Origin of the sequence: Psychromarinibacter sediminicola (assembly GCF_029168335.1) — a bacterium.
In the GTDB taxonomy this organism is placed as follows: Bacteria; Pseudomonadota; Alphaproteobacteria; order Rhodobacterales; family Rhodobacteraceae; genus Psychromarinibacter; species Psychromarinibacter sediminicola.
Map to the genome: position 1 here is coordinate 45221 of NZ_JARGYC010000009.1, position 24666 is coordinate 69886.

Sequence of the window (24666 nt, forward strand, 5' to 3'; positions counted from 1 at the left end):
TCAGGTCGGGCGCGGGCGTGTCGTCGGCCTTTTCGGGCTCTGCCGGCGCCGGGATGTCGTCATCCGCCCGTGCGGACGGTTCGGCCTTCATCGCCGAGACGCGCGCCTCTTCGCGCTTCTCGCTCTCGGACTTGCGCTTGGACGACACGTCGCTGGGCGCCGCGTTGGAGTCGATGAAGTCCAGCACCAGCGGCCGGATGTTGTTGCGCCAGGACTTGCCGGCGAAGATGCCGTAATGGCCCGCGCCCGGCTCCAGATGCGCGGCCTTCTTGTCGTCGGGCAGGTTGGTCAGCAGGTCGAGCGCGGCCAGGCACTGGCCCGGCGCGCTGATGTCGTCCTTCTCGCCCTCGACGATCTTCACGGCCACGTCGGTGATCTTGCCGATATCCACCGGCACCCCGTCGATGACGAACTCGTTCTTCGCGATCTCGCGGGCCTTGAAGACGCGCTCGACCGTCGAAAGGTAGAATTCCGCGGTCATGTCCATCACCGCGAGGTATTCGTCGTAGAACCGGTTGTGCTTGTCGTGCTCGGACGCCTCGCCCTTGGACGCGCGCAGGATCTGGTTGTAGAATGCCTCGGTATGGCGCTCGGCATTCATCGACATGAACCCGGCGAGCTGCAGGAGGCCAGGATAGACCATCCGGCCGACGCCGGGTTGCGTGACACCGACATGCTGGATCGCCAGCCACTCCAGCTGACCCATGGTTACCCGGCGGCCGAAGTCGGTGACGTCCGTCGCCGCGGCATCCGGGTCGATCGGCCCGCCGATCAGGGTCAGCGAGCGGGGCTGCGCCACCGGGTCGTGCTCCGCCAGGTAGGCCGTCGCCGCCAGCGCGAGCGGCGCGGGCTGGCACACCGCGATCACGTGGGTGGAATGGCCCAGCGCGCGCATGAATTCGACGAGATACTTGGTGTAGTCCTCGATGTCGAACTTGCCCTCGCTGACCGGGATCTCGCGGGCATTGTGCCAGTCGGTGATGAACACCTCGCAGTCGGGCAGAAGGCTCATCACCGTCGAGCGCAGCAGCGTCGAGTAGTGCCCCGACATCGGCGCCACGAGCAGCACGCGACGCTTGCGCTCCTTGCGGCCCTGCACGCGGAAATGGATCAGGTCGCCGAAGGGACGCTTGACGAGCGTCTCTATCTGAACCACGTGATCCTTGCCGTCCTCGCCCACGACGGAGCTGATGCCCCAGTCGGGCTTGGTGACCATGCGCGCAAAGGTTCGCTCGGTCACCTCGCCCCAGGCGGACACGAGGTTGAAGAATGGATTGGGGAAAACGCGCGCCATCGGGTAGGATCCCAGGGCGAGGGCGGTCGCACCCAGCCACTGGTTGGTGTTGCGCATGGTCTCCATCAGGTCGTAGGTGGCCAAGTAACGCATGTGTCAGGTCCCCTTCTTGTTGAGCATGACCTTACGTCGCAGTCCCTCCCAAAACCGGAGACGCTATATGCTGCACCCGCAAAATAACCGGATCGGTGAAAATGACAACCAACGAAAGTGACGCGGGCCAGGATCTGGAGGCGCTGAACGCCAACCTGGCCAAGATGGAAGAGCTGTCCCAACGTCTGGTTGCCGCCATGGCGAACAAGTCGCCCGAGCATCCGGGGCTGCAGGGGCCGGGGCAGGACCTCTACATGAAGGCCGCCGCCGCCTGGATGGCCGAGATGATGTCGAATCCGGCCAAGATGGTGGAGCAGCAGGTCAGCTACTGGGGCAAGACGCTGAAGCATTACGCCGAGGTGCAGCAGAAGCTGGCCCAGGGCAAACTGGAGGCGCCGGAGGACACCACGCCGACCGACAAGCGCTTTGCCGATCCGCTGTGGCAGACGCATCCCTATTTCAACTTCCTCAAGCAGCAATACATGCTAAACGCCGAGGCGATGCGCGACATGATCGGCGGGATCGAGGGGCTGGACGACCGCGAACGCCGCCGGATCGACTATTTCAGCCGCCAGATCATCGACCTGTTCAGCCCGACGAACTTTCTGGCCACCAACCCCGAGGCGCTGCAGAAGGCGGTGGAGACGAACGGGCAGAGCCTGGTGGACGGGCTGGAGAATCTGGTGCGCGACATCGAGGAATCGGGCGGCAGCCTGAACGTGACCCTTGCGGACAAGGAGGCGTTCAAGGTGGGCGGCAACATCGCCACCGCGCCGGGCAAGGTCGTCTATCGCAACCGCATGTTCGAGCTGATCCAGTATTCGCCGACCACCGACGAGGTGCGCGAGACGCCGCTGATCGTCTTCCCGCCCTGGATCAACAAATATTACATCATGGATCTGAAGCCCCAGAATTCGCTGATCCGCTGGATCGTCGACCAGGGCTACACGCTGTTCATCGTCAGCTGGGTGAACCCCGACGAAACCTATGCCGATGTCGGGATCGACACCTACATCGAGGACGGGCTCCTGACCGCGATGGAGCAGGTCAAGGAGCTGACCGGGCAGGAACAGATCAACGTCGTGGGCTACTGCATCGCCGGCACCACGCTGTCGCTGGCGCTGTCCTATCTGCACAAGAAGAAGGACAAGTCGATCCGCTCGGCCACCTTCTTCACCGCGCTGACGGACTTCACCGACCAGGGCGAGTTCACGCCCTTCCTGACCGACGATTTCGTGGATTCGCTGGAAGCCGAGATGAAGGCGCAGGGCTATCTCGATTCGCGGATCATGGCGCGGACCTTCTCGTTTTTGCGCTCCAACGACCTCGTCTATCAGCCCGCCATCCGCAGCTACATGATGGGCGAGGCGCCGCCGGCCTTCGACCTTCTGTACTGGAACGGCGACGGGTCGAACCTGCCGGCGCGGATGTGCACGGAGTATCTGCGCTGGCTGTGCCAGGACAACCTTTTCGCGAAGGGCGAACTGGAGCTGATGGGCGAGACGCTGTCGATCAAGGACGTGCGGGTGCCGCTGATGTCGATCGCCTGCGAGACGGATCACATCGCGGCGTGGAAGTCCTGCTACAACGGCGTGCGGCAGATGGGCAGCCGGTCGAAATCCTTCATCGTCTCCGAATCGGGCCACATCGCCGGCATCGTGAACCCGCCGTCCAAGAAGAAATACGGGCATTACGTCAACGCCGACACGACGCTGGAGCCCGACGCCTGGCTGGAGGGGGCGGAATTCCACGAAGGCTCCTGGTGGCCGCGCTGGGAGGAGTGGCTGCGCAAGCGCTCGGGCAAGCTGGTGCCCGCCCGGACTCCGGGCGATTCAAACCATCCGCCGCTTTGTGACGCGCCGGGCACCTACGTGCTGGCGAAGACGAGTGCGCTGGAACCTGCCGGCTGACGGGAGTCTCTGCGACGCGGCGACATTTGAGGTTGATTTGCTGCGGCGCAGCGATGTACCCCGGTGGTGACGCAAGGGCAGCCGATCTGCCCGCAACCAGGGAACCGATCCATGGCGAAAGCAACCACTTCCACCACCAAGACCGGCACGACCAAGACCGAAAGCCCGAAGTCCGAAGGCCCGAAGACCGCGGGCGCGAAGACTGCGAGCCCGAAGGCGGCGAGCACGACCCCTGCGAGCCCGAAAGCGGCGAGCGCGACCACTGCGAGCGCGGAAACGGGGGCGGCCAATCCCGCGACCGCAGACGCGAAGACCGAGGCGGCGACGTCGGACGCGAAGGCCGAGACCGCGAAGCCGACCGCAGCGCCCGCAAAGTCCGGCGCGGCCGCCAGCAAGCCGACGGCCGCCGCCAGCAAGCCGACGGCCGCCCCCAGCAAGCCGGCGGCCGCAGCGCCCGCCCAGCCGGCGAAGACCGCCGAGGAGACGGGCAAGACCACCGGCGCGACGGCGCCGACCACCTCCGGGTCCACCAAGACCACCAGCGCGCCGGCGAAGCCGGCGGTCACCGGCCCCTCCGCCGTGGCGAGCGGCACGCCGCCCGCGCCCGTCGCCGCGCCTGACGCCTTCGACCTCGCGGCCGTCTTCGCGCCGATGAAGGACTCGGCCGTCGTCGGCGAGAAGCTGGCGCATGTCGCGCTGCAGACCGCGCTTCACTCCAACGACCAGTCCGGCAAGTGGACGAAAGAGACGTTGGCCAATGTCGGCACAGCCGTCGCGGCCAAGGACGACCCGGCGGACTATACCCGGGCGCTGAGCGAATTCGCCGCCGCGCAGGGCGCGACCACGACCGAGCATGTCGCCGCGCTGACCGAGATCACCCGCACCGCGCAGGCGCAGGCGATGGACGTGCTGCTCGAAGCCGGCACGACCTGGAGCGACACCGCGGCGTCGACCATACAGAAGACCGCCGCCGCGATGACGAGCGCGGCGATGCCGGCCTGGTTCAGGTAGGCCGGGGCGAGGAAACGCTCCCGTCACGGGGGGCAGGGCGGTCCGAACGGGCCGCCCGTCTCGGCCCCGGTGACGGTCCTCCGGCGCGGTTTCGCCCGTGCGCTGCATGGGCAAACTGCCGCAGGTGGACGCGGATTTCGGCATAAGCCCCTGATTTTCGAGGAGAGAATTTTTTGCTGCAGTGCAGCATATCCCTCTTGAAATGCCGCGGCGCAGCATGCATATTCCCTGACGTAACGAACGCACGGATCACCCCCGATCCCGAAAGGAGAGACCAATGGCCACTGCCACCAAGACCAACGCCGACTACACCAAGATGATGAAAGACATGATGGGCGCGTTCCCGGTCGACATGACCGCGATGCAGGACGCCTTCAAGACGCAGGCGACGCTGAACGACAAGCTGTCGAAGGTCGCTCTGGAAGCCGCCGACAAGTCGACCGAGATCTCCACCAAGTGGACGAAGGACACCCTGTCCAAGATCGGCAACATGACCGCCGTCAAGGACGACCCGGCCGAGTACACCAAAGCGATGACCGACTTCGCGTCCTCGCAAGCCGAGATGTCCGCCGAGACCATGGCCGCCTTCGCCGAAGTCGCGAAGAAGGTTCAGATGGAAACCGTCGAACTGCTGCTGGCCGCCGGCAAGGACATGTCCGAGGACGCGACCGCCGCCGTCAAGAAAGCGACCGCCGAGATGACCTCGGCCGCCAAGAAGGCGACCGCCGCCGCCAAGTAAGGCGCCGGTTACAAGATTGAGGCGTAAGCCGGGTTCCTCCCTGCCGGCACGCCGGACTGGGCGGGCGATCAGCCCGCCCCTTTTCTTTTATGCTGCGAGGCCGTAGGCTTTCGCTGCACTGCCAAATGGGGAGGCACCGCATTGGCCGATAACGACGCTCCGCTGCTGATCAAGCGCTACGCCAGCCGCCGGCTCTACAACACCGAAACCAGCGACTATGTCACGCTCGACGATATCGCGCAGTTCATCAGGGACGGGCGCGAGGTACAGATCATCGACCTGAAGAGCGGCGACGACCTGACCCGGCAGTATCTGCTTCAGATCATTGCCGATCACGAAAGCCACGGCGAGAACGTGCTGCCGATCAACGTGCTCACGGATCTGGTGCGCTCGTACACGACGGGCGTGCAGTCGGTGGTGCCGCAGTTCCTTCAGATGAGCTTCGAGATGCTGCGCGACGGGCAGTCGAAGATGATGGAGAACTTCTCGAACCCGATGGCCGCGATGCCGGGCTTCGAGGCGATGCAGGCGCAGCAGGAAGCGTTCCTGAAGGCGATGACCGGCAACTGGAAGGGCGCCGGCGGCAAGATGGGCGAGGGCGGCGCGGAGGAGGCGACCGCCGAGGACCTCGACGAGATCAAGAAGCAGCTGGCCGATCTGCAGGCGAAGCTGTCGAAGATGAGCTAGGCCGGGCCGGCCGCAGATGTCCGACGAGATCATCGCCACGCTGGCGCCCTCGCAGGGGCGCAGATGGATCGCGGTCGCGATGCTGCTGGTGCTGGGCGGGCTGCTGCTGTGGCTGGCCTTTTCGACCCCGGCGGCGGCGCTGCTGGTGCAGCTGTTCCTGCTGGGGCTCGGGCTGGCGGCGCTGGTGATGGCCGAGCTGATCCGGCGGGCGACGGAGACCTGGATCGAGCTGACCGAGGACGGCCTGCGCGACGGGACCGGGCGGGAGCTGTGCCGGATGGACCGGATCGCCGCGGTGGAGCGGGGGGCCTTCGCCTTCAAGCCGTCGAACGGGTTCCTGGTGCGGCTGACGGAGCCGGGAGAGCGGGCCTGGCAGCCGGGCCTGTGGTGGCGCTTCGGCCGACGGGTCGGGGTGGGCGGCGTGACGCCGGCCGGGCAGGGGAAGTTCATGGCCGACATGATCGCGCTGCGGCTTCGGGAACGGGGCTGATAATGGGGTGTCCAAGGTTGGACGCTATGTTAACTACCTGACATCATTATAGATAGCGCTAACTGGACCAAGGGTGTCCATGCTTCGCGAGGCGCCTCGGTCGGGCGTGCCGGACGCGGTCCGTCGGGGCGCGCGGGCCGCCCTGCGGGAGGCGTGGAAACCGGGTCAGCCGCAGGGATAGGACTGCGTCGCGACCCCGTCTTCGAGGCACAGATGCGGCGCAAAGCGCGGGCGGGTCACGACGAGGTTCTCGAAGTAGAACGCATCGAACCCGTGCCAGGTCATGAACGGCTCGAAGGCCGAATAGGTCTCGATCACCAGGTTGACGTCGCCGTCGGCCATGATCGGGATCTGGTCCTCGATGGTGTCCAGCGTGTCCTGCGTCAGCGGCACGATGTAGTTGCCCGAGCCACCCGAGACGACGGACCAGGACAGCCCCAGCTCGTCATTGTCCGCGTCGTAGCTCACCTGCGAGACCCGCAGCAGGGTGGGCTTGCCCGACCGGGTCAGCAGCGTCAGCATGCTGTTCAGCCCGTTGGCATAGGTCATGTCGATGCGGTTCGTCTCGCGTGAGAGCATGTCGGCGATGGTGTAGGAGGCGCGCAAGTTCATGTTCAGCGTGCGGAACCCGTCGAAGAAGGTCATCAGCCCGGCATAGGCGAAGATCAGCAGCGGAAAGATCAGGACGGTCTCGACCGAATAGCTGCCGCGCTCCGAGCGCCGGAAGCGGCCGATGAGGCGTCGGGCTGTGCGCAGGACATTCATATCAGGGCTCGATCACATAGGCCGACATGGCGATCAGCGGGTAATGATCGGAGTCCCCGATCTTGGGCAGCCAGAGCCCCAGCCCCGAGGCCGGCGTCATCACGTCGAACGCGCCGCAGACGGTGATGAGCATGAAGTCGTTCAGCGCGCCGGGGGTGAAGTTCTGGGTCAGTTCGCCCTCCTCCTCGGTGTCGATGCAGGCGATCTGGCCTTCGCGGAACGTCCAGGAGGCGGAATCGATGCGCTCCATCTCGATATGCAGCCGCTCGTCGCATTTCGGCATCATGCCGGCGTAGTTGCAGATCGTGGCGCGCAGCTCGTCATGGGTCGGTGCCGAACTGCCCCGCCCCAGGCGCAGGTCGCGCACCGCGAGATCGACCGCGCGTTCCAGCAGCGCGTGGCGCACGTTCATCACGCCGGCCTCGAAGGTCGAGGTGAAGACGAAGATGAACAGCGGGAACAGGACCAGGAACTCGATCAGGATCCCGCCGCGTTCGTCGCGCCGGAAACGGCGCAGCCGATGCCGAAGGAACCGCATCACTGAATCAGCCTCAGACGGTTGATGTCGGCGGCGATGGCCGAGAAGGCCTGGCTGATCTCGGTGCCGTCGACGTCGAAAAAGTGCGACGGCGTGGTGGCGCAGGCTTCCAGCAGATCCTCGGCCTGGCTGGGCGCTTCGAACCCGATGGCGTAGATATAGACGTTCTGCGCCTTGGCGGCCGAGCAGATCGCCAGGGTGCGGGTGTCCTTCTCGCTGCCCTGGATGTAGTTCCGGGCGCTCTTGATCGCGCTGCGCTCGGTGGACATGCCGCCCATCTCGGCGAGGAATTCGTCGGTGAAGACCTCGACCGGGACCTTGTTCCAGAGCTGGTCCCAGGTCAGGCGCCAGGCGTCGTCGCCGCCATAGGGCGTGGCGCGCCAGCCCTTCTCCGGGCCGTTGGCGACATACCAGTTCAGGACCTCGACGGTCACTTCCTCGTAGGTCGTCTCGTATTCGTAATTCGTGCACCAGGTGAAACCCCACCACGACGCCCAGTTGGTGCAGACGCGCTCGGTGTGTTCTTCCATATGGGTCTGGTACTGCGCGGCGGGGTCCGGCTCGCCCTCGCCGTCCCAGATCGAGTAGTAGTAGTTGTTGGAGCTGTCCTGCCAGGCGTAGACGAAGGACGAGTCGGAGCGATACGGGTCCTCCATCTCGTACTGCTCGGTGTTCTGGCCGTCGGTCATCACGACCAGCACCTTCAGCCCGTCGGCCTGGTTGTAGGCGAGCGGCCGGCCGGAGAAGTCGTCGTCGACGACGTTATCGTTGATCAGGCCGGAGACGACCGGGCGGAAGGCCGGGTCGAGCAGGGCCGCGCCCCATTTCACGCCGAGCTCGATCGAGGTCCAGTTGGTGGCCTGGAAGGCGTTCACGTAGTTCTTGAGCTGGGTCGTGTTCTGGCTGTACGGCAGGATGTCCTTCCAGCTGTTCTGCGGGCAGACGACCTGCATCCAGTCGCCCGGATCCCAGTAATCGTGCTCGTCGGTCCAGGGGTCGAAATGCAGCGTCTGCTCGACCGGGTCGACGGTGGAGATCGCGGGGTCGTTGAAATCGGCGTCGGCGAAGTTCAGGCAGTGCGAGGTCTCGTGGCTGATCGGCGTGCGGTTGAAGTACTGCATGATCTCCGGCCCGGCCGAGACCTGGGTGGAATAGGGCACGATCGAGGTGGAGACCGCGCCTTCGTCGGAATTGCCGTAGATCGCGTCGACGAAGTCCCCGGCCGCGTCCTTGAGGTTCCACAGCTTGGAGTTCGAGCCCATCGAGCCCGACACGTCGAGCACGAGGGAGATTTCCACGTCGCCGATGGATTCCTCGGCCACCGAGCCGACGACGGTGCCCAGGTTCTCGATCCCGAGCCAGCTGAAGAAGTGCGTGGGCACGTTCACCGCGGCGTCGACCTCGACATGCTTGTAGTTGAGCGCCTCGGACACGCGCACGTCGTCGATGAAGCGGCCGACCCCGGCCTTGGAGAAATAGTCGTTGACCAGCGTTTCGGAATCGACCTCCTGCGTCAGCGAGGCGGCGTGCAGGGCGGCGCCGTCGGCGGTGTTCTGCAGTTTCGTGCGGGCGGTTTCGAAGCGTTCGAGGTCGAGCCCGAGGCCGCCGATGATCAGCATCAGCGTGAAGATCATCAGGCCGAAGATGATGAGCGATCCGTCCTCGTCGCGGCGGAAGGTCTTCAGCCGTGCGGCGACCGCGCTACGGGGCGGGACCGGATGGCCGTCGACGCGCGCGGCCGACAGCGACGTGTCGTCCGCCAGGCCCCACGTTCTGTGCAAGCACCAGTACATGTCTTTCCACTCCTTGCCGGCCTCGGCCGGCCCACCCCCGGACGCGAGTCCGTCTCCGCACTGTCTTCTGCGGAATCTGCCTCGGTTTCCCGGCCAGACTGTGCGCGAAGTGTGGCAATTCTAGGGTTTTGTCTTGACTGTACTTTCTTCGCGCCCAATGCAGGGCGGCGCCGGTGCTTCGTCATCCGGGCGGAAACCGGCGCGCGTCGGGGGGCTAAAGTTTTCATGCATCCTCGATCAGAATCGCTTTAGCCTGCGCCGCGTGCCCGGTGGCGACGTCTTGTGCCGCGCTTCGCCGCGCCGGTCGAGTACAGGGAGGGACAGAACAATGAACATGCCCGCAAGCCGGGAGCCGAGCTTCCGCGAATCCGTCGACCTGATGTTCAACCGCGCCGTGGCGCTGATGGATCTGCCTCCCGGGCTGGAGGAGAAGATCCGCGTCTGCAACGCCACCTACACTGTCCGGTTCGGGGTGCGCCTGCGCGGCCAGATCCAGACCTTTACCGGCTACCGGTCCGTGCATTCGGAGCATATGGAGCCGGTGAAGGGCGGGATCCGTTTTGCGCTGGGTGTCAACCAGGACGAGGTCGAGGCGCTGGCGGCGCTGATGACCTACAAATGCGCGCTGGTGGAGACGCCGTTCGGCGGCTCGAAGGGCGGGCTGTGCATCGACCCGCGGCAATACGAGGAGCACGAGCTGGAGCTGATCACCCGCCGCTTCGCCTACGAGCTGGCCAAGCGCGACCTGATCAACCCGTCCCAGAACGTGCCGGCGCCCGACATGGGCACCTCGGAGCGCGAGATGGCCTGGATCGCCGACCAGTACCGCCGGATGAACACCACCGACATCAACGCGCAGGCCTGCGTCACCGGCAAGCCGACCCATGCCGGCGGCATCCAGGGACGGGTGGAGGCGACCGGGCGCGGCGTGCAATTCGCCCTGCGCGAGTTCTTCCGGCATCCGCAGGACGTGGCCAAGGCGGGGCTGTCGGGCGCGCTCGACGGCAAGCGCGTGGTGGTGCAGGGCCTGGGCAATGTGGGCTATCACGCGGCCAAGTTCCTGTCGGGCGAGGACGGTGCGAAGATCACCGGCATCATCGAGCGCGACGGCGCGCTGGTGAGCGAGAAGGGCCTGGACGTGGAGGCGGTGCGCAACTGGATCGGCCGGCACGGCGGCGTGAAGGGCTATCCGGACGCGGAATTTGTCGAGACCGGCGCCAAGGTGCTGGAGCACGACTGCGACATCCTGATCCCGGCCGCGCTGGAGGGCGTGATCAACCTGAACAACGCCGACCGGATCCGCGCGCCGCTGATCATCGAGGCGGCGAACGGCCCGGTGACGGCCGGCGCCGACGAGGTGCTGCGCGACAAGGGCTGCGTCATCATCCCCGACATGTACGCCAATGCGGGCGGCGTGACGGTGTCCTATTTCGAATGGGTCAAGAACCTCAGCCACATCCGCTTCGGCCGGATGGGCCGGCGCCAGGAGGAGGCGCGCCACCAGCTGATCGTCAACGAGCTGCAGCGGCTCGACGAGCATCTGGGCGACGCCTGGTCGATGACCCCGGACTTCAAGGACAAGTACCTGCGCGGGGCGGGGGAGCTGGAACTGGTCCGCTCCGGCCTCGACGACACGATGCGCACCGCCTACCAGTCGATGTCCGAGACCTGGCACGCCCGCAGCGACGTGCAGGACCTGCGCACCGCGGCCTACCTGGTGTCGATCGGCCGGGTGGCGCTGAGCTACAAGGAAAAGGGGCTGTAGCGCGTCCCGGGCGGGGCGCTGCCGAAAGGCGCGCTTCCGCGCAAGTTTTTCTCTGCCCGTGGCGAGGCGACGCGCCGGGCAGGCGGTGCGCCTGTGGCGGCGGCTCGGGCAGCTTCCGGTTCACCAAGGCAGATGCAGCCTCGAAGCCACCATCGCCCGAGCCTTGCCTGACGGACGCCGTCGCACCGCTCAAGAGAAATAGCCGTATCCCCGCGCAGGGGCGCGGGGCCCCTCGGCGATTTCTCCTGACCGGCGCGCCGTCGCCCGTCCTGCTGCGCTCAGGCGATGGTGGCTCCGAGGCAGATCGGCCATACGCGGGCTCTCGACTCCGGCGGGGCGCGGGACGATATTGTCCGCCATGAGTCTGCCCCCCGGTTTCCTGGACGAGCTGCGCACCCGGACCTCGCTGAGCCAGGTCGTCGGGCGCAAGGTCTTGTGGGACCAGCGCAAGTCGAACCAGGGCAAGGGCGACATGTGGGCGCCGTGTCCGTTCCACCAGGAAAAGACCGCCTCGTTCCACGTCGACGACCGCAAGGGCTTCTATTACTGCTTCGGCTGCCACGCGAAGGGCGACGCGATCTCCTTCGTGCGCGAGACCGAGAATGTCAGCTTCATGGAAGCCGTCGAGATCCTCGCCCGCGAGGCCGGGATGGAGATGCCCGAGCGCGACCCCAAGGCGCAGGAGAAGGCCGACCGCCGCACCGAGCTGGCCAGCGTCATGGAACAGGCGGTCCAGCATTACCGGCTGCAGCTGCGCACCGGCGCGGCCGCGGCGGCGCGCGACTATCTCGCCGGCCGCGGGCTGGACGAGGCGGCGCAGGCGCGCTGGGAGATCGGCTTTGCCCCGCCCGGCTGGGAAGGGATGCGCGAGCATCTGCGCGGCAAGGGCGTGCCCGACGAGATGATGCTGGGCACGGGCCTGGTGAAACCCTCGGACAAGGGGCGCCAGCCCTACGACACCTTCCGCAACCGCATCATGTTCCCGATCCGCGACGCCCGCGGCCGTGCCATCGCCTTCGGCGGCCGCGCGATGGATCCGGGCGACAACGCGAAATACCTGAACTCGCCGGAGACGGAGCTGTTCGACAAGGGCCGCTCGCTCTACAACCTGCGCGCCGCGCGCGAGGCGGCGGGCAAGGGCCAGACGCTGATCGTCGCCGAGGGCTACATGGACGTGATCGCGCTGTCCGAGGCGGGGTTCGGCGCCGTGGTCGCACCGCTCGGCACCGCGATCACCGAGGACCAGCTGCGGCTTCTGTGGCGGGTGGCGCCGGAGCCGGTGATCGCGCTCGACGGCGACACGGCCGGCCTGCGCGCGGCGATGCGGCTGATCGACATGGTGTTGCCGCAGCTGGAGGCGGGGCGGTCGCTGCGCTTCTGCATCCTGCCGCCGGGGCAGGACCCCGACGACGTGATCCGCAAGGGCGGCGGCGCGGCCGAGATGCAGCGCCTGCTGGAGGAGGCGCAGCCGCTGGTGCAGCTTCTGTGGCGGCGCGAGACCGACGGCAAGCGGTTCGACAGCCCCGAGCGCAAGGCCGCGCTGGACAAGGCGCTGCGCGAGGCGATTCGCGCGATCCCCGATCCCGGGCTGCGCCGGCATTACGGCGACGAGCTCAAGCGGATGCGCTGGGAGCTGTTCCGCGCCCGCCCGGCGCAGCGGCCGACGGCGCCGCGCGGCGGCTGGGCGAAGGCGCCGCTAGGAGCCACCGCGGGGGCGCGGGCCTCGGTCTTGGCCGGTACGCCGGGCGCGGTCGAGGACCAGCTGCGCGAGGCGGTGATCCTGGCGGTGCTGCTGACCCATCCGGCGCTGCTGCCGGAGTTCGAGGGCGATCTGGAGACGCTGGACTGCACGCTTCCGGAGCATGCCGCGCTGCGCGACGCGTTGCTGCGGCACGGCGCCGCGGAGCCCCTTGATCTAAAGGAAAAACTAACCGCGGAAACCGGCCCGGAGACACTTGAAAAGCTGCTGGGCCAAAGCCACATAGCCGTCATCCCGGCGATCCGGCGCCCCGACGACACGACGGCCGCCCGGCTTTGCCTGGCGGAGGAGTTTGCCAAGCTGGAAAGCCGCCGGGGCCATGCACGCGAAATAAGCGAGGCGATGGAGGATATCGACCGCCTTGCCGACGAGGGACTGACCTGGCGGCTGGGCCAGGCGGCCCTAGCTAGACAGAGGGCCGAACACGGCCCGACCGAGGACAAGACGGAGTACGACACAGCGCCCAGCGGCGCCCGGATGAACAGGGAAGAACGCAAGTCCTTCGACGCGCTCATCGAACAGATTCGATTCACCAAGCCGGGCCGCCGGTCGCAGTGACGCGATTCGGTTACGAATCGCTAAAGAAAACAAGGTAAACAAGTTGCGAATCAATGATTCGCGTCCCGTGATTCGATATGGTATCCGGAATCACGCCCGCTTTTGGAAGGAGTGCCAATGGCCGCCAAGGATACGGACGACCGCAAGCCCGAGGACCAGGAGCCGGAGGTGATGCTCGACATGAGCCAGGCGGCGGTCAAGAAGATGATCGCCGAGGCCAAGGAAAAGGGCTACATCACCTACGATCAGCTCAACCAGGTGCTGCCGCCCGATCAGGTGTCGTCCGAGCAGATCGAGGATGTGATGTCGATGCTGTCCGAGATGGGCATCAACATCATCGAGGACGAGGAGACCGAGGAGGACGAGGGCTCCAAGTCCACCGAGGTGGTCGAGACCTCCACCAGCCGCGAGGTCGCCGTTTCCCAGAGCGAGAGCGAGAAGCTCGACCGCACCGACGACCCGGTGCGGATGTACCTGCGCGAGATGGGGTCGGTGGAGCTTCTGAGCCGCGAGGGCGAGATCGCCATCGCCAAGCGGATCGAGGCGGGGCGCAACTGCATGATCTCGGGGCTCTGCGAGAGCCCGCTGACCTTCCAGGCGATCACCATCTGGCGCGACGAACTGCTGAACGAGGACATCCTGCTGCGCGACGTCATCGACCTGGAGACGACCTTCGGCCGCTCCATGGAGGTGGACGGCGAGGAAGCGCAGGCGGCCGTGGTCGACAACCTCGCCGTCAGCGAGGCGCCGTCGAAGAAGAAGGAGGAAGAGGACAGCCAGCCCGAGCTCGACGCCGACGGCAACCCGATCCAGCGCGACGACGAGGACGAGGAAGAAGACCAGGCGAACATGTCGCTGGCCGCGATGGAGGCCGCGCTGAAGCCCCGCGTGCTGGAGACGCTGGACCGCATCGCCGCCGACTATGCGCGCCTGTCCGAGATGCAGGATCTGCGGATGTCGGCCACGCTGAACGAGGACGGCTCGTTCACCCAGGCCGCCGAGGCGGAGTACCAGCAGCTGCGCTCGGAGATCGTGCTGCTGGTCAACGAGCTGCACCTGCACAACAACCGCATCGAGGCGCTGATCGACCAGCTCTACGGGATCAACCGGCGGATCATGTCGATCGACAGCTCGATGGTGAAGCTGGCCGACCAGGCGCGGATCAACCGCCGCGAGTTCATCGAGAACTACAAGGGCGCGGAACTGGACCCGACCTGGATGGACCGGATGGCCGAGAAGTCGGGCCGCGGCTGGCAGGCGCTGTTCGAGCGGTCGGCGCCGCGGGTGGAGCAGTTGCGCAACGAGATGGCGCAGGTCGGCCAGTATGTCGGCGTCGACATCACCGAGTTCCGCCGCATCGTCCAGCAGGTGCAGAAGGGCGAGAAGGAGGCGCGCGCCGCCAAGAAGGAGATGGTCGAGGCCAACCTGCGGCTGGTGATCTCGATCGCCAAGAAATACACCAATCGCGGGCTGCAGTTCCTGGACCTGATCCAAGAGGGCAATATCGGCCTGATGAAGGCCGTCGACAAGTTCGAGTACCGCCGCGGCTACAAGTTCTCGACCTATGCGACGTGGTGGATCCGGCAGGCGATCACCCGCTCGATCGCCGACCAGGCGCGGACCATCCGCATCCCGGTCCACATGATAGAGACGATCAACAAGCTGGTCCGGACCGGCCGGCAGATGCTGCACGAGATCGGCCGCGAGCCGACGCCGGAGGAGCTGGCCGAGAAGCTGCAGATGCCGCTGGAGAAGGTTCGCAAGGTGATGAAGATCGCCAAGGAACCGATCTCCCTGGAGACGCCCATCGGCGACGAGGAGGACAGCCAGCTCGGCGACTTCATCGAGGACAAGAATGCCGTCCTGCCGCTGGACTCGGCCATTCAGGAGAACCTGAAGGAGACCACGACGCGGGTTCTGGCCAGCCTGACGCCGCGCGAGGAACGGGTACTGCGGATGCGCTTCGGCATCGGCATGAACACCGACCACACGCTGGAAGAGGTCGGCCAGCAGTTCTCGGTCACCCGCGAGCGTATCCGCCAGATCGAGGCGAAGGCGCTCCGCAAGCTCAAGCATCCCAGCCGGTCCCGGAAGCTGCGCAGCTTCCTGGATCAGTAGGGCGGGGCGATGTCTTTACTCTCCCGCCTGTTCGGGGGCGGCGGCGCCGGCAAGGCGCCGCAGCGGCCCGAGCCCGAGACCCACAACGACTTCCTGATCTTCGCCGAGCCCGCGAAGGCCGAGGGCGGCTATCGCATCGGCGCGCTCATCGAAAAGGAGATCGGCGGCGAGGTGAAGTCGCATCGCATGGTCCGGGCGGACACCATCCAGGACCACGACACGGCCGTTCAGGCGTCGGTCGCCAAGGCGAAGGCGCTGATCGACGAGCAGGGCGAGTCGATCTTTCGGGACTGACGTTGCCCGCCGTGGCGGATACGGGTCGGGGGCGGCCGTGCCGCAGATCGGTCCGGCCGGCGGCGTGGCGTCGATGTCCTTTGAGGATTCGGGCCAAGATGAAGCCATGGGCGCGGTCGGCGTTGGCGGTGTTTCCACCGGCCCGCGGCGCGTCTATCATCGACGGCGTTGACCTGCCGGGGCCGTTCATGATGCAGAGCCTGATCACCGCCGAGGCGCGGCCGTGAACACGGTCGCCACCTTGCCCGCCGATCTGCGCGCGGCGCTGGCGGGCCGCGACGTGATCGTGTTCGACGGGGAATGCGTGCTGTGCTCGGGCTTCTTCCGGTTCATGCTGCGCCGCGACCGGGACCGGCGCTTCGCCTTCGCCACGGCGCAGTCGGAGCTGGGGCAGAGGCTATATCGCGCGCTGGACCTGCCGATCGACCGGCTCGAGACCAACCTGGTGATCGTCGACGGGCGGATCCACCGCAAGCTCGACGCCTTCGCCGCGGCGATGCGGGCGCTGCCGGCGCCGTGGCCGGTGCTGGGCGTTGTCCGGCACCTGCCGCGGGTCGTGAAGGATCCCGCCTACAACGTCATCGCGCGCAACCGCTACCGGCTGTTCGGGCGTTACGACAGTTGCCTGGTGCCCGGCCCGGATGTGCGGGCGCGGTTCCTGCCGGATGGCTTCGCGCTTGGCTGATCCCGTCGCCCGGGCCTGCGCGGCGCGCGGGGTCGAGCTGCCGCCGCTGCTTCGGCGCTTTCACGACGGTCGCGCGCAGGTCTGGCGTGGCACGGCGACGGTCACGCGGGGCCGCCGCTGGCCGGTGCCGCTGATCCTGCGGGCCGCGGGGTTTCCGCCCGAGGGGGCGGAGGTTGAGACGGTGATCTCCGTCGCGCCCGCCGGCGACGGCATGGTGTGGGAACGCCGGTTCGGTGGGCATGTGACGCGCTCGCGCCTGCGCGACCGGGCGGGGCGGGTGGAAGAAGGCTTCGGCCCGTTTCGCCTCGCGCTGGTGCCGCGCGCCGTGGCGGGCGGCGTCGCGCTGGAGGTCGCGGGGCTGTGGCTCCTGGGCCTGCCGCTGCCGCGCCTTCTCTGGCCGCGGGCGGAGGTTTCGGAAACCGGGGCGGACGATGCGCTGTGTTTCGACATCGGCGCCGCGCTGCCGGGGCTCGGGCTGCTGATCCGGTATCGCGGGCGGGTGACCCCGGCGGATTGACGGCACCGCCGGGGCTGTCGGCCGGACTCAGTCGTCCAGCACGAAGGTCACGGCCAGGTTCACCCGGTAGCCGGACACCTCGCCGTTCTTGATCTCGACGTTCTGGTCCTTGACCCACGCGCCGGACATCCCCCGCAGGGTCTTCGAGGCGCGGGCGATGCCCTGCTTGACGGCGTCGTCGAAGCTTTGGGGCGAGGTCGCGGAAATCTCGGTGACACGTGCTACGCTCATGTCGTCCTCCTTTCGTTTCCGTATGCCCTTGAACTGGAGCGGCGGCGCGGCGTGACAACCCCGTTTCGCCGTCAGCCCGTGTCCGGCCCCGACTGTGCCCCCGCCTCCGCGCCATCCTCCATCGGCCTGACCCAGAGGTCCAGGACCAGCAGATAGAGGGTCAGCGACAGCGGCGCGGCGATGACGATGCCGACCGGGCCGAAGACCGCGCCCATCGCGGCGAAGGCGAACATCAGGATCGCCGGCGGCAGGTGGGCGACGCGCTCGTGGATCAGGGGCAGGATCACGTTCGACTCGAGCTGCTGCACCACGAGATAGACGCCGATTGTCCACCACACCGTCTGCATGTCCTGGCTGACGGCCAGCACGAGGGCCGGCACGGCGGCGAGGATGGCGCCGATGATCGGCACGAACTCCGCCAGCCCCGCGATCAGCCCCAGCAGAAGCGGCGCCGGCAGGCCGACCCACCAGGTGCCGAGGCCGGTCGCCACGGCGACGATGCTCATCGACAGGACCTTGCCGCGCAGCCAGCCCTTCAGCCCGCGCCCGGCATTGTCCAGCGCCGCCTCGAGCGGGGCGCGCCGGTGGACCGGGAACAGGCGCACGAAGCCGCGGGCATAGGTCCGGGGGGCCAGCGCCAGGAAGGCGCCGGTGATCACCACCAGGATGAACCCGGTGACGCCGGAGACGGCCAGCGTGGTGTATTGCGCGACGTGGCTGACGATGGTCGTCACCTGGTCGGACACGCCGGCGAGGTTGTCGCTGAGCCAGCTTTCGAGCTGGTCGAGCGCCATCGGGAAGGCGTTCGAGACGGCGTCCAGCTGGGTCTTCAGGCTCGGCGCGGCCCAGGTCAGGACCAGCCCCAGACCGCCGAACAGCACGACCAGCACCAGCGGCACCGTGACCGAACGGGGCAGGGGCGTGCGGCGGGTCAGGGGGCCGGCCAGCGCGTCGATGATCACCGCCGCGACGATGGCGGCGAAGAACAGGGCGACCGCGTGGCGCACCTGCCAGGCCAGGAAGACCAGCGCGAAGAAGCCCAGCGCGATGGCCGCGCGGGCGGCGAAGCCGGCCAGCGTCTGCGGCTGGCGGAAGAGGGGGGTCTCCGGCATCGGCTCAGCCGGTCGGCATCAGGAAGACTTCGCGGACGGTCGCCCGATGCGGTGCGTCGAGCGCCAGCATGACGGCGTCGGCCACGTCCTCGGCCTGCAGCTTGTCGGGCTTGGCCTCGTCGAAGAACGGCGTGTCGACCATACCGGGCGCGATCACGGTGCAGCGGCCGCCCCAGTCGCGCATCTCCTCGGCCAGGTTGCCGGCCAGCCCGTGGACGAACCATTTCGTCGCGCCGTAGATCGAGCCGGAGATGTGTTTCCGTCCCGCCGCGGAGCCGGTCATCAGAAGGTGCCCCTTGCGGGCCTTCAGATGCGGATAGGCGGCGCGCGCGGTATAGAGCACCGCGGTCACGTTCAGGTCGATCAGCCCGCGCCAGTCGTCGGGGTCGCCTTCGAGGATGCCGGGGGTGTGCAGCCCGCGGCCCGCATTGGCGAAGGCCGCGTCGACCCCGCCATAGGCTTCGTCCAGCGCGGCCAGCGCCTTTTCCTGCTGTGCAAGGTCGGTGGCGTCGCCGGGCAGCGGCAGCGCGGCCTCGCCCAGCTCGCCGGCCAGCGCCTCGATCCGGTCGCGGCTGCGGGCGAACAGCCCGACGGTCCAGCCGGCGGCCACCGCGGCGCGGGCGGTGGCGGCGCCGATGCCGGTGGAGGCGCCGGTGATGAAGAGGGTCTTGCTCATACTGCGGTCCTTTCCTTTGCGCGGTCCCGCGGCAAGCTAATGCGCGGGCGGCGGGCGGAAAGCGGCCGGGCCGCGTGGGCGTGTCGTTTTCCGGCCGCCGGGGGGACAGGAGCGTGGTAGGGGCTGACCGGACCGGCAGTGGGCCGGCCGCAGTCGAGGCAGAGCGAGATGAAGGCCCCCTCCAAGACGTCGCTGCAGGTCGAGAACCGTCAGGCGGCGCGTATCCTCGCGCGGCAGATCTGGACCGCCAATTCCCCGGCGTAGACCCCCGACGCGCCGGACGAGCAGCTTCGCGCCGCCCGGGACGCCGTAAGGACGGACCGGATTTGACTGGCCCGCGCCGCGCTGCGGAAGCTGGCGCGGAGCGGCGCGCTCGCGATCGACGCGCCGGCACCGATGGCGAAGACGGCCGGGCCGGACGCGCCGCCGGCCCGAGCCGCACGGCAGGCAGGCGGCCCCTTCGCTGGAACGGGCCGGTTGCTTCGCGCCGCGAAGGCGGCGATGCTGGTGGGTGGAGGAGGCCGCCATGCATACGAGCTTTGTCATCCGGACGCGCGGCCCGGGCCTTTACGACTTCACCGGCGAGGTGGCGCGCTGGGTCGCGGGCGACGGCCTGCTGACGCTGTTCGTGCGGCACACCTCCTGCTCGCTCTTGATCCAGGAGAATGCCGATCCGGACGTGCAGATCGACCTGATGGCCTGGTTCGAGCGGCTGGTGCCGCCGTCGGACGATCCCTCGATGTCCTATCTGCGCCACGTGACCGAGGGGCCGGACGACATGCCGGCCCATATCAAGGCAGCGCTGCTGCCGGTAAGCCTGCAGATCCCGGTGGCCGACGACCGCATGGATCTGGGGACGTGGCAGGGCATCTACCTGTTCGAGCACCGGGCGCAGCCGCACAGCCGCGAAGTCAGCGCGATGATGGTGCCGGACGGCTGACCGGGGCAAGGCGCTTGCGTGGCCGGGCCGCCCCATGGCGGCAGGCGCGTGCGCAGACCATCTTGGGGCCGGGCCGGGCCTGTGCTAACCGCGGCCGACCCTGGCGGATGCTCTTCATGTGGCCCTTTTCGACCCAGCCGGCGCGCCGTTTCGGTGATCGCTACGACGGTGACGAGACGCAGTGCCGCTTCGTCTCCAGCTTCGGACTGCTCAAATCCGTCCCCGCCCGCACCACGCCGCGCCCCGGCCGCCTGCCGCGGCTGCCGTCCGATCTGGCGGAGCGGCACGTGGCCGGCGGCGCGCTCTACGTGCATACCGAATTGCTGGACCGCTTCGCCCGGCGGGTGCTGCCGCGGCTGAAGGGGCCGTTCACGCTGGTCACCGGCAACAGCACGGATGCGCTGCGCCCGGGACAGGTGCGCAAGGAGACGCTGGAGGCGATTCTCGGCCATCCGCGCCTGATCCGCTGGCATGCGCAGAACCTCGCCATGGCGCATCCGAAGCTGGCGCCCCTGCCGCTGGGGCTCGACTATCACACCCGGGCCGTCGGCCGCCGCCCCGGCTGGGGGCCCGTCGCCGCCCCGGTCGCGCAGGAGGCGGAGCTGGACGCGATCCGCCGCGCCGCGCCGCCGCTGGAGGACAGGCTGACCAAGGCGCACAGCAACTGGCATTTCGGGGCGGCCGGCACCGCCCGCGGCCGCCTGCGCGCCCGGCTCGACCCGGCAGCGGTGCAGGACCAGGCGCGGCCGTCGACGCGGGCCGAGAGCTGGCGCGACGCGGCGCGCTGCCTGTTCACCCTGTCGCCGCAGGGCCGCGGGATGGACTGTCACCGCACCTGGGAGGCGCTGATCCTGGGCGCGGTGCCGGTGGTGGAGGATCTGCCGATCCGCGATGTCTTTGCCGGGCTTCCGGTGATCCGGCTGCCCGACCTGGCCGCGATGACGCCGGGCGTCCTGCAATCGGCGCGCGACCGGGTCCTGGCGGCGGAGTACGACTTCGCCCCGCTCTTTCTGAGCTACTGGCTGCGCCGGATCGCGGGCGACCCCGCGCCGGGCGAATTGCGCATGCGCTATCAGGACTTCCTGGACACGCCGCTCGCCACGCTGCAGGCGGCGGTGGACCGCCGATAGCGGCGAAGTGTGGCAACAATGCTGCCCCCAGATCGGGTGGGAGCATTTCGGACCTACCCAATCTGTGGAGGCTTCCCTATAGTATCTGTGGATAAGCCGGGACTGGGACCAAGGGAGACGCCATGCGCTGCCCGTTTTGCGGAAACATCGACACGCAGGTGAAGGACTCGCGTCCCGCCGAGGATCACGTCGCGATCCGGCGGCGCCGGTTCTGTCCGGCCTGCGGCGGGCGATTCACAACCTATGAGCGGGTGCAGCTGCGCGATCTCGTCGTGATCAAGGCGAATGGCCGGCGCGAGGATTTCGACCGCGACAAGCTGGAGCGCTCGATTCGCATCTCGATGCAGAAACGTCCGGTGGAGCCCGAGCGCATCGACCAGATGATCTCCGGCATCGTGCGGCGGCTGGAATCGATGGGCGAGACCGATATTCCGTCGAAGACGATCGGCGAGATCGTGATGGAAAGCCTCGCCCGGATCGATACCGTCGCCTATGTGCGCTTCGCCAGCGTCTACAAGAACTTCCAGGCGGCCGACGATTTCGAGGATTTCGTCTCCGAACTGCGCCCGCACGTCCCCGCGGAAGAGTGACCGACCCCGACACGCGCCACATGAGCCACGCGCTGGCGCTGGCGGCGCGGGGCTTGGGCAATGTCTGGCCCAACCCGGCGGTGGGCTGCGTGATCGTGGCCGGCGGCCGCGTCGTCGGCCGCGGCTGGACCCGGCCCGGCGGCCGGCCCCATGCCGAGACGGTGGCGCTGGCGCAGGCCGGCGCCGCGGCGCGGGGGGCGACGGCCTATGTCACGCTGGAGCCCTGCGCCCATCACGGGCAGACGCCGCCCTGTGCCGAGGCGCTGGTGGCGGCGGGCGTCGCGCGGGTGGTCGTGGCGCTGCAGGATCCCGATCCGCGGGTCGATGGCGGCGGCCTTGCGATTCTGCGGCAGGCGGGCGTCGAGGTGACCGTCGGCCCCTGCGCCGAGGCGGCGGCGCGGCTGCAGGAGGGCTTCCTGTCACGGGTCCGCGCCGGCCGGCCGATGGTGACGCTGAAGCTTGCCGCCTCGCTCGACGGCCGGATCGCTACGGCGACGGGCGAGAGCCGCTGGATCACCGGGCCGGCCGCGCGCCACGCGGTCCACGGGCTGCGCGCCGCGCATGACGCGGTGTTGGTGGGCGGCGGCACGGCGCGGGCGGACGACCCGTCGCTGACGGTGCGCGGGCTTGGCGACGTGCCGCAGCCGGTGCGGATCGTCTGGTCGCGCCATCTGGACCTACCGCTCTTGGGGCAACTGGCGGCCACGGCGCGCGAAGTGCCGGTCTGGCTGTGCCACGGCGCCGACGCCGACCCGGAGCTCTGCCGCGCCTGGGAGGGGCTGGGCGCCCGGCTGATCCCGCTGGAGACCGGCCGCAAGCGGCAGATTGACCCCGCGGCGGCGCTTAACGCGCTGGGCGCGGCGGGGCTGACACGGGTGTTCTGCGAGGGCGGCGGCGCGCTGGCGGCCTCGCTATTGTCGGCGGGCGTGGCGGACCGGCTGATCACCTTTTCCGCGGGGCTGGCGCTGGGGGCCGAGGGGCGGCCGGCGCTGGGGGCGATGGGCATCGACCGGCTGGACGAGGCGCCCCGGTTCCGGCTGGTGGAGACGCGCGCTGTCGGCGGCGACGCGATGCAGCTCTGGGAGCAGGCGGGCCCCGCCACGATTTTCTAGAAAATCGTGCGAAGTCAAAATCTTCTAGAAGATTTTGCCGGGCAGTTTCTTCTGGAAGAAACTGCCGCCCTCATGCGATCTCGGCCAGCAGCCGGTTCGCCTCGTCGCGCGGGTCGGCCAGGGCGGACCGGTCCTCTCCCGGGAAGAACCGCGCGCGGGTTGCGGTCGGCATCGGGTTCGGCGTCAGCACATGCACCCGCGGCCCCAGCCGCGCCGTCTCCGCCGCCCAGGCGCGGGCCAGCGCGATCTGCGCCGCCTTGCCGGCCGCGTAGGCGCCGAAGAACTTCTCGCCGCCATGCGGGTCGTCGAAGAACAGCGCCCGCGCGCCGTCGCCCGACAGCAGCGGCGCCACCATGGGGATCAGCGTCGCCGTGGCCTTCACGTTCACCGCCAGGCACTTGTCGATCTCCTTGCCGTCGACGTGATCGGCCGGCGACAGCGGCGGGGCCTGCACCGCCGTGTGCGCCCAGAGGTCCAGGCTGCCCCAGCGGTCGTAGATCGACCGGCAGAGATGCGCCATCGCGTCCGGCACCGTCACGTCCATCGGGGCCAGCGTCGCATGCCCGCCGGCCGCCTGGATGCGGTCGTCCAGCTCTTCCAGCGCCCCCGTGGTGCGGGCGACGGCGACGACGTGGTGGGTGGCGGCCAGCGCCTCGGCCAGCGCGGCGCCGAGGCCGCGGGAGGCGCCGGTGATCAGCGCGACTTTCGGGGCATCCTCTGTCATGGCCGTGCTGTGTCGCGCGGGCGCCGAAAGGTCAAGCGCCCGCAGGCCCCGGCGCGGCAATTCGCGCCGGCCCCGCGGCGCCTCGGCGGCCCCGGCGCCTGCAATGCGGCGGCGCGGCGCTTGACACGCACCGGCGCGCGCCGCAGAACGTCCGGTAACCCTGAGACCTGCAAAGGAGTGCCCAGATGACCCTCACCCAAGCCGCCCTGGGGCAGCGCAACCTTCTGACGAACGCCGCGCTGGTGCTCGGCGGCTCGGCCTTCATCGCGCTGGCCGCGCAGGTGAGCGTGCCGATGTGGCCCGTGCCGATGACGCTGCAGTCGCTGGCGATCCTGATCGTCGGCCTGACCTTCGGCGCCCGCCTGGGCGCCGCGACGCTCCTGGCCTATCTCGCCGAGGGGCTGGCGGGCCTGCCGGTCTTCGCCAATGGCGGCGCTGGCGTGGCCTATTTCTTCGGACCGACCTGCGGCTTCCTGCTGGGCTTCGTGCTGACCGCCTGGATCGCCGGGTTCGCCGCGGACCGCGGCCTGACCCGCGGCGTGGTGTCGACCGCGCTGGTGGCGCTGGTCGCGGGCGCGGCGATGTACATCCCTGGCGTCGCCTGGCCGATGGGCGTCGCGGCCCTGTTCGGCGTCGAGGGCGGCTGGGTCGGCACCACGGCCGCCGCGCTCTGGGCCGGCTGGGTCAGCCCGTTCCTGCTGGGCGACGCGGTCAAGGCGGTGATCGCCGCGCTGGTCGTCTCCGGCGGCTGGGCCGCGCTGAAGGCCCGCCGCGGCTGAGGCCGTCCGTCGTAAGGAATCGGGGCGCCGTCCGGGCTCGGGCGGCGCCCCTTTTCATGGGCTCACTCGGGCAGGGCGAGCGCGAGGACGAGGCCCTCTTCGGTCTGCAGCTGCACCTGGTCCTCGCCGATGGCGAGCACGGTGCCGCTTTCGGTCGTCTCGCCCGACTTGGCGCGCAGGATGTCGCCCTTGGTCGAGATCATGATGGCGGTGCGGTCCTCGGGGCCGCCGGAGATGCCGATCAGCATCGGGCTGTCGGCCAGCAGGATCGTCTCCAGCGTCGCGGCATCGCCGGCGGGCGAGTCCACTTCGGATTGCGGGGTGACGGCGTCGGGCGCCGGCCTGACATTGGCCAT

The 24666-nt window shown here is 68.5% G+C and carries 26 protein-coding genes and 1 pseudogene; 17 read left to right on the plus strand and 10 right to left on the minus strand.

What is annotated here, in order from left to right; genetic code table 11:
- Nucleotides 1-159 precede the first annotated feature (159 nt).
- Nucleotides 160-1387, minus strand: a pseudogene (phaZ, locus tag P1J78_RS05250) (polyhydroxyalkanoate depolymerase); the annotation flags it as partial.
- Nucleotides 1388-1488: 101 nt separating this feature from the next.
- Here phaZ and phaC point away from each other — a divergent pair.
- The gene (phaC, locus tag P1J78_RS05255) at nt 1489-3297 is read left to right on the plus strand and encodes a class I poly(R)-hydroxyalkanoic acid synthase (protein ID WP_275566275.1); all 1809 of its coding nucleotides are present in this window, start codon (nt 1489-1491) and stop codon (nt 3295-3297) included.
- Here the strand turns inward: phaC and P1J78_RS05260 are convergent.
- The gene (locus P1J78_RS05260; protein WP_275566276.1) at nt 3255-3863 is read right to left on the minus strand and encodes a hypothetical protein; all 609 of its coding nucleotides are present in this window, start codon (nt 3861-3863) and stop codon (nt 3255-3257) included. The genes phaC and P1J78_RS05260 overlap by 43 nt on opposite strands.
- A gap of 85 nt (nt 3864-3948) precedes the next feature.
- On the opposite strand from P1J78_RS05260, the gene P1J78_RS05265 reads away from it, so the two are divergent.
- The 4 genes from P1J78_RS05265 to P1J78_RS05280 all read left to right on the plus strand — a co-directional run bounded on the left by P1J78_RS05265 (nt 3949) and on the right by P1J78_RS05280 (nt 6224).
- Entirely contained in the window at nt 3949-4308 is a 360-nt protein-coding gene (locus P1J78_RS05265) for a phasin, PhaP (RefSeq protein WP_275566277.1), read from the plus strand.
- A gap of 277 nt (nt 4309-4585) precedes the next feature.
- A complete protein-coding gene (locus tag P1J78_RS05270) occupies nt 4586-5047 on the plus strand; it encodes a phasin family protein (protein WP_275566278.1) in 462 nt (153 codons plus the stop codon).
- A gap of 141 nt (nt 5048-5188) precedes the next feature.
- A complete protein-coding gene (gene phaR / locus P1J78_RS05275) occupies nt 5189-5734 on the plus strand; it encodes a polyhydroxyalkanoate synthesis repressor PhaR (protein ID WP_275566279.1) in 546 nt (181 codons plus the stop codon).
- 16 nt (nt 5735-5750) lie between these two features.
- A complete protein-coding gene (locus P1J78_RS05280; RefSeq protein WP_275566280.1) occupies nt 5751-6224 on the plus strand; it encodes a hypothetical protein in 474 nt (157 codons plus the stop codon).
- 165 nt (nt 6225-6389) lie between these two features.
- Here P1J78_RS05280 and P1J78_RS05285 read toward each other — a convergent pair whose 3' ends face one another.
- Genes P1J78_RS05285 through P1J78_RS05295 form a run of 3 tightly spaced genes read right to left on the minus strand, consistent with a single transcriptional unit; the run spans nt 6390 to nt 9320 of the window.
- Entirely contained in the window at nt 6390-6989 is a 600-nt protein-coding gene (locus P1J78_RS05285) for a TadE/TadG family type IV pilus assembly protein (protein ID WP_275566281.1), read from the minus strand.
- A gap of 1 nt (nt 6990) precedes the next feature.
- The gene (locus tag P1J78_RS05290; protein ID WP_275566282.1) at nt 6991-7527 is read right to left on the minus strand and encodes a TadE/TadG family type IV pilus assembly protein; all 537 of its coding nucleotides are present in this window, start codon (nt 7525-7527) and stop codon (nt 6991-6993) included.
- On the minus strand, nt 7527-9320 hold the full coding sequence (locus P1J78_RS05295; RefSeq protein WP_275566283.1) for a pilus assembly protein TadG-related protein: 1794 nt from the start codon (nt 9318-9320) through the stop codon (nt 7527-7529). Before P1J78_RS05295 ends, P1J78_RS05290 begins: the two co-directional genes overlap by 1 nt.
- A 334-nt stretch (nt 9321-9654) precedes the next feature.
- Between P1J78_RS05295 and P1J78_RS05300 the strand changes: the two genes are divergently transcribed.
- The 7 genes from P1J78_RS05300 (at nt 9655) to P1J78_RS05330 (ending at nt 17016) form a co-directional block, all read left to right on the plus strand.
- Nucleotides 9655-11085 carry a Glu/Leu/Phe/Val family dehydrogenase gene (locus P1J78_RS05300; RefSeq protein WP_275566324.1) on the plus strand — a complete coding sequence of 477 codons (1431 nt, stop codon included), beginning with the start codon at nt 9655-9657 and terminating at the stop codon, nt 11083-11085.
- Nucleotides 11086-11443: 358 nt separating this feature from the next.
- The gene (dnaG, locus tag P1J78_RS05305) at nt 11444-13402 is read left to right on the plus strand and encodes a DNA primase (RefSeq protein ID WP_275566284.1); all 1959 of its coding nucleotides are present in this window, start codon (nt 11444-11446) and stop codon (nt 13400-13402) included.
- Between the two features lie 117 nt (nt 13403-13519).
- The gene (gene rpoD, locus P1J78_RS05310; RefSeq protein WP_275566285.1) at nt 13520-15520 is read left to right on the plus strand and encodes an RNA polymerase sigma factor RpoD; all 2001 of its coding nucleotides are present in this window, start codon (nt 13520-13522) and stop codon (nt 15518-15520) included.
- Between the two features lie 9 nt (nt 15521-15529).
- Nucleotides 15530-15814 (plus strand): HlyU family transcriptional regulator, encoded by a 285-nt coding sequence (locus P1J78_RS05315; protein ID WP_275566286.1) that lies wholly within the window; start codon nt 15530-15532, stop codon nt 15812-15814.
- A 98-nt stretch (nt 15815-15912) separates the two neighbouring features.
- Nucleotides 15913-16041 (plus strand): hypothetical protein, encoded by a 129-nt coding sequence (locus tag P1J78_RS05320; RefSeq protein WP_275566287.1) that lies wholly within the window; start codon nt 15913-15915, stop codon nt 16039-16041.
- Nucleotides 16038-16499: a thiol-disulfide oxidoreductase DCC family protein gene (locus tag P1J78_RS05325; RefSeq protein ID WP_275566288.1), complete on the plus strand. Its 462-nt coding sequence runs from the start codon at nt 16038-16040 to the stop codon at nt 16497-16499. The genes P1J78_RS05320 and P1J78_RS05325 overlap by 4 nt, the downstream gene beginning before the upstream one ends.
- On the plus strand, nt 16492-17016 hold the full coding sequence (locus P1J78_RS05330; protein ID WP_275566289.1) for a DUF4166 domain-containing protein: 525 nt from the start codon (nt 16492-16494) through the stop codon (nt 17014-17016). The genes P1J78_RS05325 and P1J78_RS05330 overlap by 8 nt, the downstream gene beginning before the upstream one ends.
- Before the next feature lie 27 nt (nt 17017-17043).
- On the opposite strand, the gene P1J78_RS05335 is transcribed toward P1J78_RS05330, so the two are convergent.
- From P1J78_RS05335 to P1J78_RS05345, 3 genes are all read right to left on the minus strand, one after another.
- Nucleotides 17044-17247 (minus strand): dodecin family protein, encoded by a 204-nt coding sequence (locus tag P1J78_RS05335; RefSeq protein WP_275566290.1) that lies wholly within the window; start codon nt 17245-17247, stop codon nt 17044-17046.
- A 71-nt stretch (nt 17248-17318) separates the two neighbouring features.
- Nucleotides 17319-18359, minus strand: coding sequence for an AI-2E family transporter (locus P1J78_RS05340; protein WP_275566291.1), 1041 nt, complete (start codon nt 18357-18359; stop codon nt 17319-17321).
- A 4-nt stretch (nt 18360-18363) separates the two neighbouring features.
- Nucleotides 18364-19035, minus strand: a complete 672-nt coding sequence (locus P1J78_RS05345; protein ID WP_275566292.1) for an SDR family oxidoreductase — start codon at nt 19033-19035, stop codon at nt 18364-18366.
- A gap of 526 nt (nt 19036-19561) precedes the next feature.
- On the opposite strand from P1J78_RS05345, the gene P1J78_RS05350 reads away from it, so the two are divergent.
- The 4 genes from P1J78_RS05350 to ribD all read left to right on the plus strand — a co-directional run bounded on the left by P1J78_RS05350 (nt 19562) and on the right by ribD (nt 22807).
- Nucleotides 19562-19975: a secondary thiamine-phosphate synthase enzyme YjbQ gene (locus P1J78_RS05350; RefSeq protein WP_275566293.1), complete on the plus strand. Its 414-nt coding sequence runs from the start codon at nt 19562-19564 to the stop codon at nt 19973-19975.
- A 116-nt stretch (nt 19976-20091) separates the two neighbouring features.
- The gene (locus P1J78_RS05355; protein ID WP_275566294.1) at nt 20092-21105 is read left to right on the plus strand and encodes a hypothetical protein; all 1014 of its coding nucleotides are present in this window, start codon (nt 20092-20094) and stop codon (nt 21103-21105) included.
- A gap of 122 nt (nt 21106-21227) precedes the next feature.
- Complete coding sequence (gene nrdR / locus P1J78_RS05360) at nt 21228-21695, plus strand: transcriptional regulator NrdR (RefSeq protein WP_275566295.1); 468 nt, start codon at nt 21228-21230, stop codon at nt 21693-21695.
- Between the two features lie 20 nt (nt 21696-21715).
- A complete protein-coding gene (ribD, locus tag P1J78_RS05365) occupies nt 21716-22807 on the plus strand; it encodes a bifunctional diaminohydroxyphosphoribosylaminopyrimidine deaminase/5-amino-6-(5-phosphoribosylamino)uracil reductase RibD (protein WP_374213183.1) in 1092 nt (363 codons plus the stop codon).
- Nucleotides 22808-22877: 70 nt separating this feature from the next.
- On the opposite strand, the gene P1J78_RS05370 is transcribed toward ribD, so the two are convergent.
- Nucleotides 22878-23531 (minus strand): SDR family NAD(P)-dependent oxidoreductase, encoded by a 654-nt coding sequence (locus tag P1J78_RS05370; protein WP_275566297.1) that lies wholly within the window; start codon nt 23529-23531, stop codon nt 22878-22880.
- Nucleotides 23532-23716: 185 nt separating this feature from the next.
- Between P1J78_RS05370 and P1J78_RS05375 the strand changes: the two genes are divergently transcribed.
- Nucleotides 23717-24310: a biotin transporter BioY gene (locus P1J78_RS05375; RefSeq protein WP_275566298.1), complete on the plus strand. Its 594-nt coding sequence runs from the start codon at nt 23717-23719 to the stop codon at nt 24308-24310.
- 62 nt (nt 24311-24372) lie between these two features.
- Here the strand turns inward: P1J78_RS05375 and P1J78_RS05380 are convergent, their stop codons facing one another.
- Nucleotides 24373-24666, minus strand: coding sequence for a hypothetical protein (locus P1J78_RS05380; protein WP_275566299.1), 294 nt, complete (start codon nt 24664-24666; stop codon nt 24373-24375).

Coding starts and splice junctions, on each gene's coding strand:
- ribD (WP_374213183.1), top strand. CDS start 21,716: ATGAGCCACGCGCTGGCGCTGGCGGCGCGGGGCTTGGGCAATGTCTGG.
- dnaG (WP_275566284.1), top strand. CDS start 11,444: ATGAGTCTGCCCCCCGGTTTCCTGGACGAGCTGCGCACCCGGACCTCG.
- P1J78_RS05375 (WP_275566298.1), top strand. CDS start 23,717: ATGACCCTCACCCAAGCCGCCCTGGGGCAGCGCAACCTTCTGACGAAC.
- nrdR (WP_275566295.1), top strand. CDS start 21,228: ATGCGCTGCCCGTTTTGCGGAAACATCGACACGCAGGTGAAGGACTCG.
- rpoD (WP_275566285.1), top strand. CDS start 13,520: ATGGCCGCCAAGGATACGGACGACCGCAAGCCCGAGGACCAGGAGCCG.
- P1J78_RS05295 (WP_275566283.1), bottom strand. CDS start 9,320: ATGTACTGGTGCTTGCACAGAACGTGGGGCCTGGCGGACGACACGTCG.
- P1J78_RS05355 (WP_275566294.1), top strand. CDS start 20,092: ATGTGGCCCTTTTCGACCCAGCCGGCGCGCCGTTTCGGTGATCGCTAC.
- P1J78_RS05285 (WP_275566281.1), bottom strand. CDS start 6,989: ATGAATGTCCTGCGCACAGCCCGACGCCTCATCGGCCGCTTCCGGCGC.
- P1J78_RS05300 (WP_275566324.1), top strand. CDS start 9,655: ATGCCCGCAAGCCGGGAGCCGAGCTTCCGCGAATCCGTCGACCTGATG.
- P1J78_RS05280 (WP_275566280.1), top strand. CDS start 5,751: ATGTCCGACGAGATCATCGCCACGCTGGCGCCCTCGCAGGGGCGCAGA.
- phaC (WP_275566275.1), top strand. CDS start 1,489: ATGACAACCAACGAAAGTGACGCGGGCCAGGATCTGGAGGCGCTGAAC.
- P1J78_RS05380 (WP_275566299.1), bottom strand. CDS start 24,666: ATGGCCAATGTCAGGCCGGCGCCCGACGCCGTCACCCCGCAATCCGAA.
- P1J78_RS05265 (WP_275566277.1), top strand. CDS start 3,949: ATGAAGGACTCGGCCGTCGTCGGCGAGAAGCTGGCGCATGTCGCGCTG.
- P1J78_RS05290 (WP_275566282.1), bottom strand. CDS start 7,527: ATGCGGTTCCTTCGGCATCGGCTGCGCCGTTTCCGGCGCGACGAACGC.
- P1J78_RS05345 (WP_275566292.1), bottom strand. CDS start 19,035: ATGAGCAAGACCCTCTTCATCACCGGCGCCTCCACCGGCATCGGCGCC.
- P1J78_RS05340 (WP_275566291.1), bottom strand. CDS start 18,359: ATGCCGGAGACCCCCCTCTTCCGCCAGCCGCAGACGCTGGCCGGCTTC.
- P1J78_RS05335 (WP_275566290.1), bottom strand. CDS start 17,247: ATGAGCGTAGCACGTGTCACCGAGATTTCCGCGACCTCGCCCCAAAGC.
- P1J78_RS05350 (WP_275566293.1), top strand. CDS start 19,562: ATGCATACGAGCTTTGTCATCCGGACGCGCGGCCCGGGCCTTTACGAC.
- P1J78_RS05315 (WP_275566286.1), top strand. CDS start 15,530: ATGTCTTTACTCTCCCGCCTGTTCGGGGGCGGCGGCGCCGGCAAGGCG.
- P1J78_RS05370 (WP_275566297.1), bottom strand. CDS start 23,531: ATGACAGAGGATGCCCCGAAAGTCGCGCTGATCACCGGCGCCTCCCGC.
- P1J78_RS05320 (WP_275566287.1), top strand. CDS start 15,913: ATGAAGCCATGGGCGCGGTCGGCGTTGGCGGTGTTTCCACCGGCCCGC.
- P1J78_RS05270 (WP_275566278.1), top strand. CDS start 4,586: ATGGCCACTGCCACCAAGACCAACGCCGACTACACCAAGATGATGAAA.